The sequence below is a fragment of the Rugamonas sp. FW305-51 genome (genome assembly GCF_058786935.1).
On the sequence record NZ_JBYSZG010000021.1, the window covers coordinates 1 to 18,729 of the forward strand.

17 protein-coding genes are annotated in these 18,729 nt (G+C 63.5%); 11 read left to right on the forward strand and 6 right to left on the reverse strand.

Going from position 1 to position 18,729, the window contains the following annotated elements:
- Positions 1–634 precede the first annotated feature (634 nt).
- The 3 genes from AC3WOS_RS15610 (at position 635) to AC3WOS_RS15620 (ending at position 4,114) form a co-directional block, all read left to right on the forward strand.
- A complete protein-coding gene (locus tag AC3WOS_RS15610) occupies positions 635–1,990 on the forward strand; it encodes a sensor histidine kinase (protein ID WP_492716938.1) in 1,356 nt (451 codons plus the stop codon).
- Between the two features lie 82 nt (positions 1,991–2,072).
- Positions 2,073–2,834: a LytR/AlgR family response regulator transcription factor gene (locus AC3WOS_RS15615; RefSeq protein ID WP_492716939.1), complete on the forward strand. Its 762-nt coding sequence runs from the start codon at positions 2,073–2,075 to the stop codon at positions 2,832–2,834.
- A 98-nt stretch (positions 2,835–2,932) separates the two neighbouring features.
- Positions 2,933–4,114 carry a PAS domain-containing sensor histidine kinase gene (locus AC3WOS_RS15620; RefSeq protein WP_492716940.1) on the forward strand — a complete coding sequence of 394 codons (1,182 nt, stop codon included), beginning with the start codon at positions 2,933–2,935 and terminating at the stop codon, positions 4,112–4,114.
- A gap of 99 nt (positions 4,115–4,213) precedes the next feature.
- Here AC3WOS_RS15620 and AC3WOS_RS15625 read toward each other — a convergent pair whose 3' ends face one another.
- From AC3WOS_RS15625 to AC3WOS_RS15635, 3 genes are all read right to left on the reverse strand, one after another.
- Positions 4,214–5,287: a porin gene (locus AC3WOS_RS15625; RefSeq protein WP_492716941.1), complete on the reverse strand. Its 1,074-nt coding sequence runs from the start codon at positions 5,285–5,287 to the stop codon at positions 4,214–4,216.
- Between the two features lie 196 nt (positions 5,288–5,483).
- On the reverse strand, positions 5,484–6,134 hold the full coding sequence (locus AC3WOS_RS15630) for a class I SAM-dependent methyltransferase (RefSeq protein ID WP_492716942.1): 651 nt from the start codon (positions 6,132–6,134) through the stop codon (positions 5,484–5,486).
- Positions 6,135–6,180: 46 nt separating this feature from the next.
- On the reverse strand, positions 6,181–7,122 hold the full coding sequence (locus AC3WOS_RS15635) for a CysB family HTH-type transcriptional regulator (RefSeq protein WP_492716943.1): 942 nt from the start codon (positions 7,120–7,122) through the stop codon (positions 6,181–6,183).
- A 256-nt stretch (positions 7,123–7,378) separates the two neighbouring features.
- Here AC3WOS_RS15635 and AC3WOS_RS15640 point away from each other — a divergent pair, with 256 nt between their 5' ends.
- From AC3WOS_RS15640 to AC3WOS_RS15670, 7 genes are all read left to right on the forward strand, one after another.
- Positions 7,379–9,067 carry a nitrite/sulfite reductase gene (locus tag AC3WOS_RS15640; RefSeq protein WP_492716944.1) on the forward strand — a complete coding sequence of 563 codons (1,689 nt, stop codon included), beginning with the start codon at positions 7,379–7,381 and terminating at the stop codon, positions 9,065–9,067.
- Positions 9,060–9,647 (forward strand): DUF934 domain-containing protein, encoded by a 588-nt coding sequence (locus AC3WOS_RS15645; protein ID WP_492716945.1) that lies wholly within the window; start codon positions 9,060–9,062, stop codon positions 9,645–9,647. Before AC3WOS_RS15640 ends, AC3WOS_RS15645 begins: the two co-directional genes overlap by 8 nt.
- 11 nt (positions 9,648–9,658) lie before the next feature.
- On the forward strand, positions 9,659–10,375 hold the full coding sequence (locus AC3WOS_RS15650; protein WP_492716946.1) for a phosphoadenylyl-sulfate reductase: 717 nt from the start codon (positions 9,659–9,661) through the stop codon (positions 10,373–10,375).
- A gap of 42 nt (positions 10,376–10,417) precedes the next feature.
- On the forward strand, positions 10,418–11,362 hold the full coding sequence (cysD, locus tag AC3WOS_RS15655) for a sulfate adenylyltransferase subunit CysD (RefSeq protein WP_492716947.1): 945 nt from the start codon (positions 10,418–10,420) through the stop codon (positions 11,360–11,362).
- Positions 11,362–12,675: a sulfate adenylyltransferase subunit 1 gene (locus AC3WOS_RS15660; RefSeq protein ID WP_492716948.1), complete on the forward strand. Its 1,314-nt coding sequence runs from the start codon at positions 11,362–11,364 to the stop codon at positions 12,673–12,675. Before cysD ends, AC3WOS_RS15660 begins: the two co-directional genes overlap by 1 nt.
- Before the next feature lie 12 nt (positions 12,676–12,687).
- Entirely contained in the window at positions 12,688–13,461 is a 774-nt protein-coding gene (gene cobA / locus AC3WOS_RS15665) for a uroporphyrinogen-III C-methyltransferase (protein ID WP_492716949.1), read from the forward strand.
- A gap of 112 nt (positions 13,462–13,573) precedes the next feature.
- Positions 13,574–14,362: a glutaminyl-peptide cyclotransferase gene (locus tag AC3WOS_RS15670; RefSeq protein WP_492716950.1), complete on the forward strand. Its 789-nt coding sequence runs from the start codon at positions 13,574–13,576 to the stop codon at positions 14,360–14,362.
- Positions 14,363–14,397: 35 nt separating this feature from the next.
- Here the strand turns inward: AC3WOS_RS15670 and AC3WOS_RS15675 are convergent, their stop codons facing one another.
- Genes AC3WOS_RS15675 through lptF form a run of 3 tightly spaced genes read right to left on the reverse strand, consistent with a single transcriptional unit; the run spans position 14,398 to position 17,074 of the window.
- Positions 14,398–14,775 (reverse strand): sirohydrochlorin chelatase, encoded by a 378-nt coding sequence (locus tag AC3WOS_RS15675; RefSeq protein ID WP_492716951.1) that lies wholly within the window; start codon positions 14,773–14,775, stop codon positions 14,398–14,400.
- Complete coding sequence (gene lptG, locus AC3WOS_RS15680; protein WP_492716952.1) at positions 14,775–15,944, reverse strand: LPS export ABC transporter permease LptG; 1,170 nt, start codon at positions 15,942–15,944, stop codon at positions 14,775–14,777. The genes AC3WOS_RS15675 and lptG overlap by 1 nt, the downstream gene beginning before the upstream one ends.
- On the reverse strand, positions 15,941–17,074 hold the full coding sequence (gene lptF / locus AC3WOS_RS15685) for an LPS export ABC transporter permease LptF (protein ID WP_492716953.1): 1,134 nt from the start codon (positions 17,072–17,074) through the stop codon (positions 15,941–15,943). The genes lptG and lptF overlap by 4 nt, the downstream gene beginning before the upstream one ends.
- A 126-nt stretch (positions 17,075–17,200) precedes the next feature.
- On the opposite strand from lptF, the gene AC3WOS_RS15690 reads away from it, so the two are divergent.
- Positions 17,201–18,694, forward strand: coding sequence for a leucyl aminopeptidase (locus AC3WOS_RS15690; protein WP_492716954.1), 1,494 nt, complete (start codon positions 17,201–17,203; stop codon positions 18,692–18,694).
- Positions 18,695–18,729 lie beyond the last annotated feature (35 nt).

Below are 18,729 nucleotides of genomic sequence, written 5' to 3' on the forward strand. Positions count from 1 at the left end.
CTTGCATGTGTAAGGCATGCCGCCAGCGTTCAATCTGAGCCAGGATCAAACTCTTCAGTTTAATCTCTGTTTGTTTGGCATTTCTGCCATGGTCGGACCTTTTAATCAGTCCAAACCCCTCGCATTGCGAGGTGTTTGCTCACTCAAAATACTGACAGGCTACTCTTGCGAGTATCCTATTAATTTATTTCTTGTGAACATTTGATATTTTAAGTATCACGGAGACTAGCTCCGCGTGCACTTCCATCAAACGTCCACACTTATCGACTGTGAATTGTTAAAGAACTTATTCGGTACTATCCTCTGCGTTATTCGACAAAGCGTTTTGTTTGTCAGCTGCAGAGAAAGAAGAGTATGAAGCACTTCGCTTATTTCGTCAACTACTACACTGTTTTATCAGCGCCTCGACTTACTTCGCTACAGCATTATTTTGCGTGCGTTTCAGCGGGGAGGCGAACTATAGCAAAGGCACAGCGAACTTGGCAAGGCCTTTTTCGCCCGCCAAGCAACCGAGGCCACACCACTCCATTTCAGTCCCCTTTTCCTGCAGCCTGTCGCAATTGCATGGCACCAAGATATGGGCTTTCGCTACACTTGCTCCATGCTTGACCAATTGCTGACTTGAAAGCCTTACATGTTGCCCTTGCCGAAAATCCAAGAAATCCTGAAAGGCCTCGCCGCCTGGCTGCACCGCAGCTTCGACGCGACCGCGACTTGGGTAACCCAGTTGTCTTGGTGGAAGTTCCTGATGTTTGCCGCCCTGATGCTGATTGCAGGTTCCATCCTTCAGGAGGAATTGTTCTCGTCCAGTCCGGATGAGGAAGTGGTCGTGAACACGCCCAAGCGCCCCAACCGGAAGAACGGCGAAACCAACATCCTGATCGACGACAGCGGCATCCACTTCAATCCAAGGGGAAAACTGCGCAAGGACGGCGCCAGCGCGAGCGCATCGGCGCCGGGCACGGACAAGAATGCCTCCGACGGCCACGCCGTGCCGGCGCCGGCCGAGCCGCCCGAACCGCCGGAAGCCGCTGCGCCCGCTGAACCACCGGCGCCGCCAGAATTACCCGGCAAGCCAGGCAAGCACGCCAAACCAGTTTCCCCCGCCACGCCCGCCCTGCCCAACCTGCCCGGCGAAGAAGTCCACATCGACCTGCCGCCCCAGATCGGCGAGGAGTTGTCGAACGCCATTGAGGAAGCGGTGGATGACGCGGCCGAGCAGAAAGTGACCCGCTACCACCGCCAGGCATCCACCTGGTTCAAGAGCTTCGTGTCGCTGCTGGTCCTGGCGCTGTTCGGCACCAAGGCGCTGATGGGCGGCAAGAAGCGGGCCGAAGCCCAGACCATCACGGCCAACGCCGCCGCCGAGCGCGAATCCATGCAGCGCCAGCTCAGCGAAGCCAAGATGCAGATGATGCAGGCCCAGGTCGAACCGCACTTCCTGTTCAACACCCTGGCCTCGGTCGAACATTTGATCGAAACCGACCCGCCGCGCGCCTCGGCCATGCAGCGCAGCCTGATCAAATACTTGCGCGCCGTACTGCCGCAAATGCGCGACAACACCCTGATCACCAACCTGGGCCGCGAAGCGGACATGGTATTGGCCTACCTGAACCTGCTGAAAATGCGGATGGAAGAGCGGCTGACGGTGGACTTCGACATTCCCGAAGGCCTGCGCACGGCCGCCTTCCCGCCCATGATGCTGCAATCGATGGTGGAAAACGCCATCAAGCACGGGCTGGAAGCGAAGCCCGAAGGCGGTACACTGAAGGTGCGGGCGGAAGTGGCGCACAACAAGCTGCGCGTGATCGTCACCGATGACGGCCTCGGCTTTGGCGCCGTGCCCAGCGACGGCACCGGCCTGGGACTGATGACCATCCGCGAACGGCTCAAACTGCTGCACGGCGACCAGGCCCAGTTGCAAATCGCGGCCAACAGCCCCACCGGCGTGATCGCCACCATCGAAGTGCCCTACCAGCTGTCCAAATAAAGGCCGCGCTAACCAAGACAACGATTGATAATTACATTGTTTCGTTGAATAATTAACACCTTAATTTTACAACTTTACCATCATGCCAACCGCAATCCTTGCCGACGATGAACGTTTGATGCGCGACCAGCTGCGCATGCGCCTGAACCAGGTGTGGCCGGAGCTGGACATTATCGGCGAAGCCAAGAACGGCGAGGAAGCGATCGAACTGGTCGACCAGCTGAAACCGGACTTCACCTTTCTCGACATCCGCATGCCCGGCAAGACCGGCATGGAAGCGGCCAGCGCGATCGGCAACAAGAGCCATATCGTGTTCGTGACGGCCTATGACGCCTACGCCGTCGAGGCGTTCGAACGGGGCGCCGTCGATTACGTGCTCAAGCCGCCCGAGCAGGAACGGCTGCAGATCACGGTCGACCGCCTCAAGACCCGCCTGACCAAGCCGGAATCGGACATGAACGCCAGCGTCACGGCCATGCTGTCGCAACTGGCCGAAAAGATCACGGCCCCCAAGCCCAGCTACCTGCAGTGGATACAGGCCAGCATCGGCCAGGACCTGCGCATGATACCGGTGGAGGAAATCCTGTTCTTCCGCTCCGACGAAAAATATACCTGCGTGCAGACCGACCGCTACGAAGCGCTGATCCGCAAACCGGTGCGCGACCTGGCAGAAGAGCTGGACCCCGCCCTGTTCTGGCAGATCCACCGCGCCACGCTGGTCAACGTGAACGCCATCGAAGGGGTCACGCGCGACATCCGCGGCCGTCATCTGGTGATGATAAAAGGCAAACCGGACAAGCTCGAAGTGAGCCGCAGCTTCCTGCACCTGTTCAAGCAGATGTAGGCGCACCGGCGCACTTCTGCGTCAGCTCAACACCGCAGCCGCACCCTGTATTAGTGTGACACGCACGGCCGCCCTCTCCTGCGGCAAGGATGCGTGCCATGAACCTGACCGGAAAATCGCCCTGGCCCCTGGCCCTGTCCGCCCTGGCGGCCGTTCTGCTGCTGGGCGCGCGGCTGGCGCGCCGGCTGGCCGCGCCGCTGCGCCAGCCGCGCCGCCTGGCGGCCGACGCGGGCAAGCGCAGCCGCAGCATCATCCAGCACGCCAGCGACGCCATCATCTCCACCGACGACAGCCAGACCATCCTGCTGGCCAATCCCTCGGCCGCTGCCATGTTCGGCACCACCGTGCAGGCCATGGAGGGCGCGGCGTTGCAGCAATTCATTCCGCGCGAACAGCGCGCATCGGCCGACAGCGCGCACGCCCAGTATTTCGGCGCCACCGGCATCCGGCTGCGCATCAAGGGCCGGCGCGCCACCGACTACACCGTCACCGGCCTCAAGGCAAGCGGCCAGTACTTCCCGCTGGAAGGGTCGATCTCCACCCTGGCCGAGGACGGACGCCGTATCTACACCATCATCCTGCGCGACGTGACCGAGCGCAAACAGGTGCAGGAAAAGCTGGAACAGTCCTACACCCAGCTGCGCGAACTGTCGGCCGCGCTGCAGACCATCCGCGAGGAAGAACGCACCCACATCGCGCGCGAACTGCATGACGACCTGGGCCAGCTGCTGGCCACCTTGCGCATGGACCTGACCTTGCTGCAGCAACAGCCGGCCGCCAACGATGCGGCCCGCAAGCTGTTGTCGAGCATGGACGAGGTACTGCTGTCGGCCATTACGTCGCTGCGCCGCATCGCCAGCAACCTGCGGCCGCGCGCACTGGACGAAGGCGGGCTGTATTTCGCCCTCGACAGCCTGCGCCAGGAATTTGCGGAACGTCACGGCATCGCCTGCACGCTAGACGCCAGCGAGCAGGAGCTGGTCCTGGACGACAATTACAGCACCGCCATCTTCCGCATCGTGCAGGAGGCACTGACCAACATCGCCCGCCATGCCCGGGCCCGTAACGTCACGCTGCAACTGCACCGGCGCGAGCGCGCGCTGCACATCGCCATCCAGGACGACGGCCGCGGCATTGCCGAGCAGGACATGGACAAGGCTTCCTCGTTCGGCCTGATCGGCATGCGGGAACGGGTGTGGGCCATCCATGGCGACATTGCCATCACCGGCAATGGCGGCACCCGCATCGAAATCAACATGCCGCTGCCGGCTGCGGCGTAAAAGCACAACGCGCCGCCGGGCTGGAGCCGGGCGGCGCGCTGCATGCATGGCATGCCGGCAGGCCGGCCGTACAGGCCCGCCCGCCGGCAGCACGCAAGATCAGAACGAGTGACGAATGCCGATGTTGAAGGCCTTGTCGCCCGAACCGGCTTCGTTGTTGTTGCCAACGGTGTAGCCGGCGCCGTTCTTGTTCTTGATCTTGGCGTAGGCAACGTAGGCGTTGGTACGCTTGGACAGCAGGTGCGAGTAGCCGATGGCCCACTGGTCCGCGTCCTGGTTCAGCACGGTCTTGTCGTTCTTGCGCATGTAGGAAGCCATGATGACGTCGTTGGCCGTCACAGGGACTTGTACGCCGACCAGCAGTTCATTGCTGTCGTTGCTGGCCACAGGCGCGGCCTTGTAGCCGAAGGCGTTAGCCACTGGCAGCTCGGCGCTGAACGGGCCCTTGTCGGCGCCGTAGGCGAAGTAGGCCTTGACGACCTGGAAGTCATAGTTGGCGGCGAACAGGGTGTTGCGCGACGTATCCATGGTCGGCTTGCCCACCACGTCGGTATTCTTGTTGTTGTACACCAGGCGCGCGTTCAGCGGGCCGTTGGCGTAGTTGAAGCCCAGGCCGAACTGGCGGCCGGCCGTGTTGTCGCCGGGCTGCTCGCCCAGCGAGTACATGCCTTCCACCGAGAAGCCGCTGAAGTTCGGGGTTGCGTACACGATGGCGTTGCTGGCGCGGGTGTTGGCGCCCTTGGCAGGGAACAGGTTCTTGATGCTGCCAGCGTAGCCGGCGCCGAACGGGTCGGCGACCTGGCTCATGGCGTTGTACAGCATGGTGTACTGGCGGCCCAGGGTCAGGGTGCCGGCGTCTTTCGACTTCAGGCCCACGTAGGCCTGGCGGTTGAAGATGGCGTTGGCGCTGTCGAGCTGGCCGTCGTCGATCTTGACGCCCGTTTCCAGTTGGAAGATGGCCGACAAGCCGCTGCCCAGGTCTTCGGTGCCCTTGAAGCCCAGACGCGACTGGCTGCCGATACCGCTGGTCACCTTGGTGACGCTGCCGTTGGCGCCGCCACGCTCGCTGACCAGGCCGGCATCGACCAGGCCATAGATGGTGACGTTCGATTGGGCGTGAGCCGTGGCCGCGAAGCCGGCGATGATCATTGCTGCCAGAGTAAGTTTTTTCACTTGATGTTCTCTATTAAAGTTGAAAGAGTGGGGCGTAAATGAATCCACGGGGCGAATCTTGCCTGCCAAATACTTCAACAATGTGACATCATCAAGTTTGTTGTAATTTCACACCCCATATCAGCCCGACCATGAAAAAAGCCGCTGCGCGGGGGGCGTCAGCGGCTTTTTTGCCGGAGCGAGGCGTGGTGGGCGCTTACTTCAGGCGGCAGCTCAGCAGGTAGTAGTATTCCAGCCGCGCCACCCGGATTTCCCGCCCGTGCGGCGCCAGGCGCTTGCGCAAGGCGCTGTCCTTGGGATAGTTGTTCATCACTTCGTAGCGCTGGCCATCGTCGGCCGTCAGGATCTGGAAGGTATTGCCTTCCGCGTCCGTGCGGGCGATGACGGTCGTGCTGCCGTCCACATAGCTGCTGTCGAGCAGCACCAGCAGCACATCCTTGCCGAACCTGGCGCGCAGCTGCTTGAGGTACTTGTCCTGGTCTTCGCGGCGCACATGGCACCACCAGCCGGCGGCGAACACGGCCGTGTACTGGCCCACGCTGTCGGGCAAGTTCAGCGCGTCCAGCTGGCCGAAGCTGACGATCTCGTCGTCGAGCTCGCGCGTGCGCGCCAGCGCCAGCATTTCCGGCACCACGTCGGTGGCGTGCACCGAAGCGGCCACGTCGGCGATCAGTTCCGTCCAGTAGCCCGTGCCGCAGGCCAGTTCCAGCACCTTGTGCCCTTCCAGCAGCTCGGCGATCATTTCCTGCAGATCGTCGAGGTCGTCGAAGCGGGCTTCGTCGGCATAGACCTGGTCGTAGTTGTCAGCGTTGACGGCGTAATATTGGGCCAGCTGATTGGTAATCATGTTGATGCTCTTTTCTTGTCGATTCAGGTAATGCTGTTGCAGTGCCTTACAGTTCGTAATGGTCTTTTTCGCCGCTCATGGCCTGCTCGATCAACTTGCGGTTGAGCGTAGGGGTCAGCAACTCGATAAAGGTGTAGATATAGCTGCGCAAATACGCGCCCTGCTTGACGGCCACGCGCGACACGTTCATGCCGAACAGGTGGCCGGCCGAGATGGCGCGCAGGTTCTTGTCGCGCTCGGGGTCGAACGCCATGCCCGCTATGATACCAATCCCCATGCCCAGCTCGACATAAGTCTTGATCACGTCGGCGTCGATGGCTTCCAGCAGCACGTCGAGCTTGAGCCCGCGCAGCGAGAAGGCATGGTCGATCTTGCTGCGGCCGGCAAAGGCGCTATCGTAAGTGATGATGGGGAAAGCGGCAATTTCTTCCAGCGTCACCGACTTGGACTTGAGCAGCGGATGCTCGGGCGGCACCACCACCACATGCTCCCACTGGTAGCACGGCAGCGTGATCAGGCCATTGATGGAGGCGATCGATTCGGTGGCGATGGCCAGGTCGGCCTGGTCGCGCTGCACCATGTCGGCGATCTGCTGGGGATTACCTTGCAACAAAGACAATCTTACCTTGGGGAACTTCTGCATGAAGGCTTGCACCACCTTGGGCAAGGTGTAGCGGGCCTGGGTGTGGGTGGTGGCGATGGTGAAGCTGCCGCTGTCCTGGGCCGCGTATTCCTTGCCGATGCGCTTGAGGCTGTCGATTTCCTGCATGATCAGCTCGACCGACGCCAGCACCAGCCGGCCCGGCTCCGTCAGTCCGCGGATGCGCTTGCCGTGGCGGGTGAAGATATCGACGCCCAGCTCTTCCTCCAGCTCGATGATGGCCTTGGACACCCCCGGCTGCGACGTAAACAAGGCCTTGGCGGCGTCCGTCAGGTTATAGTTTTGGCGGACGGCTTCGCGCACGAAGCGCAGTTGATGAAGGTTCATTGCAGGTCGTGCCCCCAGAATTGCGTCAAAAAGTGGTTAGCGCCCTAGCTTATACCGAATACGTATATAAGCAAATAAAGACTAAGTCGTATGGAATAAAGACGAAGTTTATTACTATTGCAGCTAGTTTGGGGATGGCTGTACGGCTTCGTTGCAATAGTGACACCATTTTAAGGGTGTGACCGGCTCGAAAAGGCGGCGTTTCCTACTACACTGAATGTGCCGGCACTCCAGCAAGCGACCTTTTAGGAAGAATATGTACCAATACGATCAATACGACCACCTCATCGTGCGCGAACGCATCGCCCAGTACCGCGACCAGGTACGGCGCCGCCTGTCCGATGAGCTGACCGAAGCCGAATTCCTGCCCTTGCGCCTGCAAAACGGCCTGTACATGCAACGTCACGCCTACATGCTGCGCATCGCCGTGCCGTACGGCCTGCTGGCCTCGCGCCAGATGCGCATGTTCGCCCACATCGCCCGCAAGTACGACCGCGGCTATGGCCACTTCACGACCCGCCAGAACATCCAGTTCAACTGGATCAACCTGGAGCAGACGCCCGATATCCTGACCGACCTGGCCTCGGTGGAAATGCACACCATCCAGACGTCCGGCAACTGCATCCGCAACACCACGTCCGACCCGTTCGCCGGCGTGGCCGCCGACGAGATCATCGATCCCCGGCCGTACGCGGAAGTGCTGCGCCAGTGGAGCACCTTCCACCCTGAATTCATCGCCCTGCCGCGCAAGTTCAAGGTCGCCATCAACGGCGCCGAGGAAGACCGCGCCGCCATCGCCGTGCACGACATCGGCCTGACCGTGGTGCGCAACGCGGAAGGCGAGATCGGCTTCAAGTTCATGGCCGGCGGCGGCCTGGGCCGCACGCCCATCATCGGCAGCGTGATCCGCGAGTTCCTGCCGTGGCGCCACCTGCTGACCTACACGGAAGCGGTGATGCGCGTCTACAACCAGTACGGCCGCCGCGACAACAAGTACAAGGCCCGCATCAAGATCCTGCTGAAAGCGCTGGGCGTGGAAGAATTCACGCGCCAGGTGGAAGCGGAATGGCAAGACCTGAAGGACGGTCCCGAGACGCTGACGGAAGAAGAAATGGGCCGCGTGATCGCCTACTTCCAGCCGCCCGCCTACAAGGCCCTGGCCAACATCGACGTGCAGGCCACCCATGCGGACAACAAGGCCTTCGCCAACTGGCTCAAGCGCAACGTGCGTCCCCACAAGCAGGCCGGCTACGCGGCCGTGATCCTGTCGCTGAAGAAGACCGGCGTGCCGCCGGGCGACGCCACGGCCGAGCAGATGGACTTCATGGCCGACATGGCCGACCGCTACAGCTTCGGCGAACTGCGCGTGACGCACGAGCAGAACATCATCCTGGCCGACGTCGAACAGTCGCAACTGTACGCCGTGTGGCAGGAAGCGAAGGCCCACAGCCTGGCCACGCCTAACATCGGCCTGCTGACCGACATGATCTGCTGCCCCGGCGGCGACTTCTGCTCGCTGGCCAATGCCAAGTCGATCCCGATCGCGGCCGCCATCGCGGAGCGCTTCGACAATATCGACTACCAGCATGACATCGGCGAGATCGAACTGAACATCTCGGGCTGCATCAACGCCTGCGGCCACCACCACGTGGGCGGCATCGGCGTGCTGGGCGTGGACAAGGATGGCAGCGAGTGGTACCAGGTCTCGATCGGCGGCGCGCAGGGCAACCACGCGGCCATCGGCAAGATCATCGGGCCGTCGTTCTCGTCGCTGCAGATGCCCGAAGTGATCGCCCGCCTGCTGCACGTCTATGTGCGCGACCGGTTCGAAGGCGAGCGCTTTGCCGACACCGTGCAGCGCCTGGGCATCACCCCGTTCAAGGAACATGTGTACGCCACGCCGATCACGGCGGGCCGACTGGTTGGAGAAGATGAATATGTCTGATGCTGTGAAAAACCTGATCATCAAGAACCGCGCCGTGGTCGAAGACGACTGGAGCGTGCTGCGCCTGGCCGAAGCCGAGGAAGGCGCCGCGCCGCAGGATGCGGCCGCCGTGGCCGTCCCGGCCGGCAAGGTGATCGTGCCGCAAAGCGTATGGCTGGCCCAGCGCGAAACCCTGGCGCCGCGCGCCGCCGCCGGCGAGATCGGCGTCTGGATCGCCAGCGACGAGCGCCCCGAAGCGCTGCGCGAAGACCTGGGCCGCTTCGCCGTGGTGGCGGTGGACTTCCCCAAGTTTACCGACGGCCGCGGCTACTCGATCGCCTACAATCTGCGCACCCGCCTGGCCTACCAGGGCGAGCTGCGCGCCATCGGCGACGTGCTGCGCGACCAGCTGTTTTCCATGCAGCGCGTGGGCTTTGACGCCTACGCCACCCGCCCCGACCGCAACATCCACGACGCCCTGAAAGGCCTGACCGATTTTTCGGAGACCTACCAGGCATCAGTGGACCAGAAACTGCCGCTGTTCCGGCGCCATGCCCGCAACGTGGGCGTGGCCAGCGGCGACGTCGGTTTCGGCATCTGACAGGAGAACCCATGACCGACCTGACCAAGCTCGTATCCGACACCAACGCCACGCTGGCGCGCATCGCCGCCGAATTCACGCCGGCCGTCTTCGCCTCCAGCCTGGCGGCCGAAGACATGGTCTTGACCGACCTGATTTTAAAGTCCAAACTGCCTATCGGGATCTTCTCGCTGGAGACCGGCCGCTTGCACGCTGAAACCCTGGCCATGCTGGACAAGGTCAAGGACACCTACGGCTACGAGATCGCCCTGTACCGCCCGCAGGCGGAAGCGGTGGAAGCCTATGTGGCGCAGAACGGCCTGAACGCCTTTTACAATAGCGTGGAGATGCGGCGCGAATGCTGCCGCATCCGCAAGGTCGAACCGCTGGGCCGCGCCCTGGCCGGCAACAAGGCCTGGGTGACGGGACAGCGCCGCGCGCAGTCGGCCACCCGCGCCGAACTGCACGTGCAGGAAGACGACGCGGCCCACGGCATGGTCAAGTTCAATCCGCTGGCCGACTGGTCGGAGCAGGATGTGTGGGACTACATCCGCGCCAACAACGTGCCTTACAATGCGCTGCACGACCAGGGCTATCCCTCGATCGGCTGCGCGCCCTGCACCCGCGCCGTGGAACCGGGCGAGGATGTGCGCGCCGGCCGCTGGTGGTGGGAGAATCCGGACTCGAAAGAGTGCGGCCTGCACCTGGTCGACGGTAAGCTGATACGCATCAAATCCGTGGCCGCATAAGCCACACGACAGACACAGACACAAGAAGATAGGCACAGTCCAATGAATGCTCTAGTTGATAACACTGCCGCGCGCGGCCTCGGCGACGTCAATGCGCGCCACCTCGACGCCCTGGAATCGGAAGCCATCCACATCATGCGTGAAGTGGCGGCCGAATGCGCCAACCCCGCCCTGCTGTTCTCGGGCGGCAAGGACTCGGTGGTCCTGCTGCGCCTGGCGGAAAAGGCTTTCCGCCCCGGCAAATTCCCCTTCCCCCTGGTGCACGTGGACACCGGCCACAACTTCCCGGAAGTGATCACCTTCCGCGACAAGCGCGTGGCCGAACTGGGCGAGCGCCTGATCGTCGGCTCGGTCGAGGATTCGATCAAGCGCGGCACGGTGCGCCTGCGTAACCCGGCCACCGATTCGCGCAACGCGGCGCAAGCCGTCACGCTGCTCGAGACGATCGCCGAACACAAGTTCGACGCCTGCATCGGCGGCGCCCGCCGCGACGAGGAAAAGGCCCGCGCCAAGGAACGCATCTTCTCCTTCCGCGACGAATTCGGCGCCTGGGACCCCAAGTCGCAGCGCCCGGAACTGTGGGACCTGTATAACACCCGCGTCCATCCCGGCGAGAACATGCGCGTGTTCCCCATCTCGAACTGGACCGAACTGGACGTGTGGCAGTACATCGCCCGCGAAAAGCTGGAACTGCCGCCGATCTACTTCGCCCACGAGCGCCAGGTCATTCCCCGCAACGGCCTGCTGGTGCCGCTGACGGACCTGACCCCGCCGCGCGACGGCGAAACGGTGGAAACCCAGGTGGTGCGCTTCCGCACCGTGGGCGACATCTCGTGCACCTGCCCCGTGTCGTCGGACGCGGCGACGGTGGAGGCGATCATCGCCGAGACGGCCATCACCCAGATCACCGAACGCGGCGCCACCCGGATGGACGACCAGACTTCCGAAGCCTCGATGGAAAAACGTAAAAAAGCAGGATACTTCTGATGAACGCAAACACTGACAAACTGAACGAACGCGGCTTACTGCGCTTCATCACCGCCGGCTCCGTCGACGACGGCAAGAGCACCCTGATCGGCCGCCTGCTGTTCGACAGCAAGGGCATCTTCGCCGACCAGCTCGACGCCATGTCGCGCTCCAAGCACAAACGCACCGTGGGCGACGCGGTCGACCTGTCGCTGCTGACGGACGGCCTGGAAGCGGAACGCGAGCAAGGCATCACGATCGACGTGGCCTACCGCTATTTCGCCACGCCCAAGCGCAAGTTCATCATCGCCGACACCCCGGGCCACGAGCAGTACACCCGCAACATGGTGACGGGCGCCTCGACGGCCGACGCGGTCATCATCCTGATCGACGTCTCCAAGGTCAAGCTGCGCGAGGACGGCGGCGTGGACCTGCTGATCCAGACCAAGCGCCACTCCACCATCGCCCACCTGCTGCAGATCGAGCACGTGGTGGTGGCCGTCAACAAGATGGACCTGGTGAACTACGACCAGGCCATCTACGACCGCATCGTCAAGGCCTACGGCGAATTCGCCGCCACCCTGGGCCTGAAGGACATCACCCCCATCCCGCTGTCGGCCCTGACCGGCGACAACGTGGTGGACAAGAGCGACAAGCTGGCCTGGTACCAGGGCCCGACCCTGATCGAGCTGCTCGAATCGCTGTCGGTGTACGACGAATCGCACAACGCGCCGTTCCGCTTCCCGGTGCAGCTGGTGGCGCGCCACAACGGCCACGAAGCCAACGACTTCCGCGGCTACATGGGCCGCATCGAGGCCGGCAAGGTCAGTGTGGGCGACAAGCTGGTGGTGCAGCCATCCGGCCAGAGCGCCACCGTCAAGGACATCGTCACGCTGGAAGGTTCGCACCAGTCGGCCGTGGTGGGCCAGTCGGTCACGCTGCTGCTCAACGAATACCTGGACATCTCGCGCGGCGACCTGCTGGCCGGCGCCGACCAGCCGGCCACCCTGCTCAAGACGCTGAACGCGGACGTGTGCTGGATGTCGGACGAGCCGCTGGACCTGCGCCGCAAGTACTGGATCAAGCACGGCACGCGCCAGACCGGCGCCAAGGTAACGGCCATCGATTCGGTACTCGACATTAACACCCAGCAGCGCCACAGCGCCGACGGCCTGAAACTGAACGACATCGCCCGCATCGCGCTGTCCGTGCAGCAGCCGCTGGCGGCCGACGCCTACGCCGACATCCGCGCCACGGGCGCCTTCATCCTGATCGATGAAGTGACCCACCAGACCGTGGCGGCCGGCATGATACGGCTGGGCGACGCGTCCTAAGGAGATACAGCCATGCCAGCTCTCGGAAAAGTTTACCTGGTGGGCGCCGGTCCCGGCGCCCAGGACCTGATCACCCTGCGTGGCGCGCGCCTGCTGGCGCAAGCGGACGTGGTGCTGCACGACGCCCTGGTGACGGACGAGATGCTGGCGCTTTGTCCTCAAGCTGAAAAAATCCTGGTCGGCAAACGCTACGGCCAGCTGTCCACGGCCCAGCAATTCATCAACAAGCAACTGGTCGATTACGCCGGCAAGGTCGCACTGGTGGTGCGGCTCAAAGGCGGCGATCCGATGCTGTTCGGCCGCGCCGACGAGGAATTGCGCGCGCTGGAGGAAGCCGGTATTGAAGTGGAGGTGGTGCCCGGCATCACCACCGCGCTGGCCGCCGCCGCCGCCACCAAACAGCCGCTCACCAAGCGCGGCGTGGCGCGCAGCGTGGCCTTCTTCACCTCCAGCACGGCGCCCGAACACAGCGACCACCACGCCATCCCCGACACCGACACGCTGGTGCAGTACATGGGCGGGCGCGAAGCGACGGCCACCGCCGCCCGCATGCTGGCCCAGGGCCGCCGGCCCGAAACGCCGGTGGTGGTGATCGAGAACTGCAGCCGCCCCGACCAGCGCATCCACCGCCTGACGCTCGCTTCCCTGGCCCACGGCCTGGGCCCGGCCCACGGCCCCGTGCTCGTCATGCTGGGCGACGCCATGAAGATGCGCAGCCACCAGGTGGCCGGCATCGACGCCAACACCGCCGCCACCGCCATCAGCGCGCTGCAGCGGCGCGCCTGACCCGCCTTTTTCCGGCCGCGCAGCCGGGCACGCCGGCGCGCCCGGCTGCCCTTATAATGGTCGCTTTCGATCAGCCTGGGAGGCGGCAGTGGGTATGGTGCGCGAAGTCGGTTTGAAACCGGTACTTTCAAAATGGCTGCTGTGCGCGGCCCTGATGATCGGCCCCATCGGCGCGCCGGCGCTGGCCGATACCATTCCCGTCTACGACATCACCGTCGTCCACATCTATCCGCACGACCCGCAGGCCTTCACCCAGGGGCTGCTGTTTCGCGACGGTTTCCTGTACGAGAGCACCGGCATGCACGGCCGCTCGTCGATCCGCAAGGTGAACCTGGAGACGGGGCGCGTGCTGCAACAGGCCAACCTGCCGGCCGACGTGTTCGGCGAAGGCATGACGGTCTGGGGCAATGAACTGTTCGGCATCACCTGGCAGTCGCAGACCGGCTATGTGTTCGACCTGGCCAGCTTCAAGCTCAAACGCACCTTTGCCTATCCCGGCGAAGGCTGGGGCCTGACCCAGGACGGGCACCAGTTAATCATGAGCGACGGCAGCAACGAACTGCGCCTCTTGGACCCGGCCACGCTGCGCGAAACGCGACGCGTGGCCGTCACCGTCAACGGCGTGCCGGTGGACCAGCTCAACGAACTGGAATGGGTCAACGGCGAAATCTACGCCAACATCTGGCAGACCGACGTCATCGCCCGCATCGATCCGGCCAGCGGCAACGTGGTGGGCTGGATAGACCTGAGCGGCCTGCTGCGGGCCGAACGCAGGCAGATGGGGCCGGACGACGTCCTCAACGGCATCGCCTACGACCCGGCCAGCGGCCGCCTGTTCGTCACCGGCAAGCAGTGGCCCAAGCTGTTCGAGATCAAGCTCACGCGCCGCGCGGGCAAGTAAGTGGCAAGTAAGTACAGGTATCGCCTGGGGGCAGCTCAGGGCTGGCCCAGCGCGCCCACGCAGTAATCGCAAATGGCATTGAGCACGGCCGCATTCTCGCCGGCCGCCTCGGCCACGCTGATGGCGGCCTGGGGATAGCTGCTGCGCAGCTGCTCCACCATCACGGGCAGGTCGCGCAGCACATGGCCGCCCTGCCCCAGGAACACCGGCACCACCGTGATCTGCGTGATCCCGCTGCGCACCAGCTGCGCCACCAGCTCCGGCAACTGGGGCGTCATCAATTCCAGGAAGGCCAGCGATACGCACACGTCGGGCATGCGCGCCTGCGCCAGGTCGCGCAGCCGTTCGAACGGGGCGGCCCAGGACGCGGCGCGGGCGCCGTGGGCAAACAGGATCAAGGCTCGCTTGGACATCAGTGTCTCTCCACCCACCACAAGGCGCCCAGCGCCAGCAGCAGGAACAAGGCGCTCGGGGCGATCGCCGTCACAATGGCGGGCCAGGTACTGAGCAGGCCCAGGTGCGAAAACAGCGTATTAATCAGCAGGAAGCTCACGCCTATCATGATGCCGACGAAGATCTTCAGGCTCACGCCGCCGCTGCGCGTGTGCAGGTAGGCGAACGGCAGCGCCAGCGCCATCAGCACGAAGATGGCCAGCGGATCGAACAGCTTTTTCCAGAACGCGATCTTGAAGCGCTCCGTCTCCTGCTTGTTCTCCTGCAGGTGGCGGGTGTAGACGGCCAGCTCGTTGGCCGACATGCGGTCCGGATCGGCGCCGGACACGGACAGGATCTTGGGCGTGATCTCCGACACCAGGTCCAGCGTGGCGCTGTGGCGCGTGGTGACGGCGCTGGTGTCCTGCGCGAAGTTGTTCTCGACGTTGGCCTCGCTGCCCGGCTTGAGCAGGGCCGAGTTGGTAAACAGGTTCTCCGTCACGTCCGCCAGGCGCCAGGTGTTGTTGCCCTGGTAGGTGCCGCTCTTGGCCAGCGTGAGTGAGCGCAGGCGGAAGTTGGTGTCGAATTCGTAGAGCTTGACGTCGGCCAGCTGGCCGTCGGGCCGCACCTCGCGCACGTTGAAGAAGCGCGATCCCGTCACGGCGCCCGTCATGCCTTCGCTCTTGACGATATCCTTGGTCCACATGCCGGAGCGGAATTCGGCCGACACGGCCGCGCCGCGCGCACTGAGCTTGATCTTGTCGGCGAGGGGCGCCGTGCGCGGCGCGATCAGTTCACCGAAGATGAAGGTGATAATCACCAGCACCACGCCTATCTTGGCCAGCATCCAGGTCACCATGCCGGTCGACATGCTGGAGGCGCGCATGATGGTGAATTCGGAAGTCGAGGCGAATTGCGCCATGGTGTAGATGGTGCCGATCAGCGCCGCCAGCGGCATGACCTCGTACACGTGGCCCGGCAGCAGGATCAGCACATACAGGAAGGCGTGCTGGATGGCGTAGCCGTTCTTGCCGATCGAAGGCAGCTCGCCCGTCAGGTCCATGAAGGCCTGCAGGGCCAGGAAGGCCACCAGTACAAAGGCCACCGCCTGCGCGATGGAGACGGCGAAATAACGCTGCAGTATCTTCATTTGGAGGCGCCTTCCTTGCGGGCGCCATTGCGCTTGAATGCCGCCAGCAGTGCCAGCGGGTGGTAACGATGGTTCAGGTTCAAACGCCAGGCGAACAGGCCCAGCACGGCCAGCGCGGCCAGCAGGTGCAGCGGCCACCACGACAGCGCGAAACCGATGCGGCCCTGCTTGACGCTGGCCTCGACCAGCTTGACCAGGTTGCTGTAGCTGAAGAACACCAGCAGCGCGATGATCAGGTTGGCCGAACTGCCGGCGCGCGGGTTGACGAAGCCGAGCGGGATGGCAAGCAGGATCAGCACCAGGCAAGTCATGGGCGAGGCGATGCGCCACAGCAGTTCGGCGCGCGCCTCATTGCTGGTCAGCCTGACCAGTGCCATGGTGGTCAGCGCGTCGGCGCTGTGGTCGGACTCCATGTCCTGCGTGTGGTTGGCCACGCGCATGCTGTAGCGTTCGAATTCCATGGTCTGGAAATCGGACTGGCCCGGCATGCCCTGGTAGCGCCGGCCGTTCTTCAGTACCAGGTAGCGCTCGCCGTTCTTGCCCGTGTTGATCACGCCTTCGCGCGCGACGATGACGGCCGTGCCATGTTCGTCCACGGTGTTGACGAACACGTTCTGCACCACCGGCGAATTGCCGTCCGCGCCTTCCACGAAGAAGATGCGGTTGGTGGAAGCCGACTCGCGGAACTGGCCGGGCGAGACCTTTTGCAGGTCCTCGCGCTTTTCAAAGCGCTCGATGTACTCCGAGCTTTTCTGCTTGGCCCACGGCGTGGCGACAAAACTGAGCGCGGCCGTCAGCAGCACCATCGGCAGGCCGAAGTTGAGCACCGGGCGTATCCACCTGGTCAGGCTCAGGCCCGAGGCAAACCACACCACCATTTCGGAATCGCGGTAGCTGCGCGTGACCACCATCAGCACCGAAATAAAGCTGGTGAGGATCAGGATAGTTGGCAGATAATTCAAGGCCGCAAACAGGATCAGGGCCAGCACATCGCTCGTTGCGACCTTGCCGCCGGCGGCCTTGCCGAGGATGGTAATCAGGGTCCAGGTGACCGAAATGCTGAACAACACGGTGAAGGTCGCCCCGGCTGCACTGGCCATCTCGCGTTGAAGGGCACGTTGAAAGATCATTCGAAGCTTATAATTCGGTAGTTAAGGATACGAAACCACGCATCCTTAGGTTAAGTAAGACGCTGCGTCCCGGGCTGCCCGCGGCCCGGAAGACGCGCATGACAAGCACACGATACGGAGAATCCAATGGACTTTAGCATAAAAGCATTCGACACAAAAAACACCATCGCGTCGGCCAAGACCGGCTGCGTCGCCGTTGCGGTCTTCGAGAACAAGAAGCTGTCGGCCGCCGCCAAGGCCCTCGACGGCGCCGGTGAAATCACCGCCGCGCTCAAGTCCGGCGACATCAGCGGCAAGGCCGGCACCACCCTGCTGCTGCGCGGCGTGAAGGGCGCGGCGGCCGAGCGCGTGCTGCTGGTGGGACTGGGCAGCGACGAGACGGCCAGCGAGAAGAACTTCGCCAGCGGCGTGGGCGCTGCACTCAAGGCATTTGCCGCGCTGGGCGCGAGCGACGCCATTATCGCATTACCGCTGACGGAAGTGAAAGAGCGCGATGTGAACTGGGCCATCCGCAACGTGGTGCAGGCCGCGCACGAAGGCGTGTTCCGCACCGACGGCCAGAAGAGCAAGAAGGACCCGGCGCCGGCCGGCGTGAAGAAGATCGCCCTGGCCGTGCCCAGCAACGCCGGCACCAAGCTGGCGCTGGCCCAGGCCATCGCCATTGCCAACGGCATGGACCTGACCAAGGAACTGGGCAACCTGTCGGCCAACGTCTGCACCCCGACCTACCTGGCCAACACGGCCAAGAAGCTGGGCAAGGACTACAAGTTCGAGGTCGAGATCCTGGACCGCAAGCAGCTCGAATCGCTGAAGATGAACAGCTTCCTGTCGGTGACCAACGGCAGCGAGCAGCCACCGAAGTTCATCGTCATCAAGCACATGGGCGGCAAGGCCAAGGACGCGCCGGTGGTGCTGGTCGGTAAAGGCATCACTTTCGACACGGGCGGCATTTCGCTCAAGGCCGGTCCCGGCATGGACGAGATGAAGTACGACATGGGCGGCGCCGCATCGGTGCTGGGCACCTTCCGCGCCATCGGCGAGATGAACCTGAAGCTGAACGTGATCGGTGTGATCGCCGCCTGCGAGAACATGCCGTCGGGCCGCGCCACCAAGCCGGGCGACATCGTCACCTCGATGAACGGCCTGACCATCGAGATCCTCAACACCGACGCCGAAGGCCGCCTGGTGCTGTGCGACGCGCTGACCTACGCCGAGCGCTTCAACCCGGCCGCCGTGATCGACATCGCCACCCTGACGGGCGCCTGCATCGTGGCCCTGGGCCACCACAACAGCGGCCTGTTCACGCGCGAAGACGAAGCCCACGAGAAGCTGGCCGCCGAACTGCTGGCCGCCGGCAAGGCCGCCAGCGACACGGCATGGCGCCTGCCGATCGGCGAGCTGTATAACGAACAGCTCAAGTCCAACTTCGCCGACCTGGCCAACATCGGCACCCCGGGCGGCGCCTCGTGCACGGCGGCCGCGTTCCTGGAGAACTTCACCCGCAAGTACACCTGGGCCCACCTGGACATCGCCGGCACGGCCTGGAAGTCGGGCGGCGCCAAGGGTGCCACCGGCCGTCCGGTTCCCCTGCTGAGCAATTTCCTCATCAGCCGCGCCTGAACCGGCACCGCGCAGTGACCGCGGCGGACCGGCAC

Excerpts from the sequence above, each read along its gene's own strand:
- AC3WOS_RS15675 (WP_492716951.1), bottom strand. The coding sequence starts at position 14,775 with ATGTCCAAGCGAGCCTTGATCCTGTTTGCCCACGGCGCCCGCGCCGCG.
- cysD (WP_492716947.1), top strand. The coding sequence starts at position 10,418 with ATGAATGCTCTAGTTGATAACACTGCCGCGCGCGGCCTCGGCGACGTC.
- AC3WOS_RS15630 (WP_492716942.1), bottom strand. The coding sequence starts at position 6,134 with ATGATTACCAATCAGCTGGCCCAATATTACGCCGTCAACGCTGACAAC.
- lptG (WP_492716952.1), bottom strand. The coding sequence starts at position 15,944 with ATGAAGATACTGCAGCGTTATTTCGCCGTCTCCATCGCGCAGGCGGTG.
- AC3WOS_RS15690 (WP_492716954.1), top strand. The coding sequence starts at position 17,201 with ATGGACTTTAGCATAAAAGCATTCGACACAAAAAACACCATCGCGTCG.
- AC3WOS_RS15640 (WP_492716944.1), top strand. The coding sequence starts at position 7,379 with ATGTACCAATACGATCAATACGACCACCTCATCGTGCGCGAACGCATC.
- AC3WOS_RS15650 (WP_492716946.1), top strand. The coding sequence starts at position 9,659 with ATGACCGACCTGACCAAGCTCGTATCCGACACCAACGCCACGCTGGCG.
- lptF (WP_492716953.1), bottom strand. The coding sequence starts at position 17,074 with ATGATCTTTCAACGTGCCCTTCAACGCGAGATGGCCAGTGCAGCCGGG.
- AC3WOS_RS15620 (WP_492716940.1), top strand. The coding sequence starts at position 2,933 with ATGAACCTGACCGGAAAATCGCCCTGGCCCCTGGCCCTGTCCGCCCTG.
- AC3WOS_RS15615 (WP_492716939.1), top strand. The coding sequence starts at position 2,073 with ATGCCAACCGCAATCCTTGCCGACGATGAACGTTTGATGCGCGACCAG.
- AC3WOS_RS15635 (WP_492716943.1), bottom strand. The coding sequence starts at position 7,122 with ATGAACCTTCATCAACTGCGCTTCGTGCGCGAAGCCGTCCGCCAAAAC.
- cobA (WP_492716949.1), top strand. The coding sequence starts at position 12,688 with ATGCCAGCTCTCGGAAAAGTTTACCTGGTGGGCGCCGGTCCCGGCGCC.
- AC3WOS_RS15645 (WP_492716945.1), top strand. The coding sequence starts at position 9,060 with ATGTCTGATGCTGTGAAAAACCTGATCATCAAGAACCGCGCCGTGGTC.
- AC3WOS_RS15660 (WP_492716948.1), top strand. The coding sequence starts at position 11,362 with ATGAACGCAAACACTGACAAACTGAACGAACGCGGCTTACTGCGCTTC.
- AC3WOS_RS15610 (WP_492716938.1), top strand. The coding sequence starts at position 635 with ATGTTGCCCTTGCCGAAAATCCAAGAAATCCTGAAAGGCCTCGCCGCC.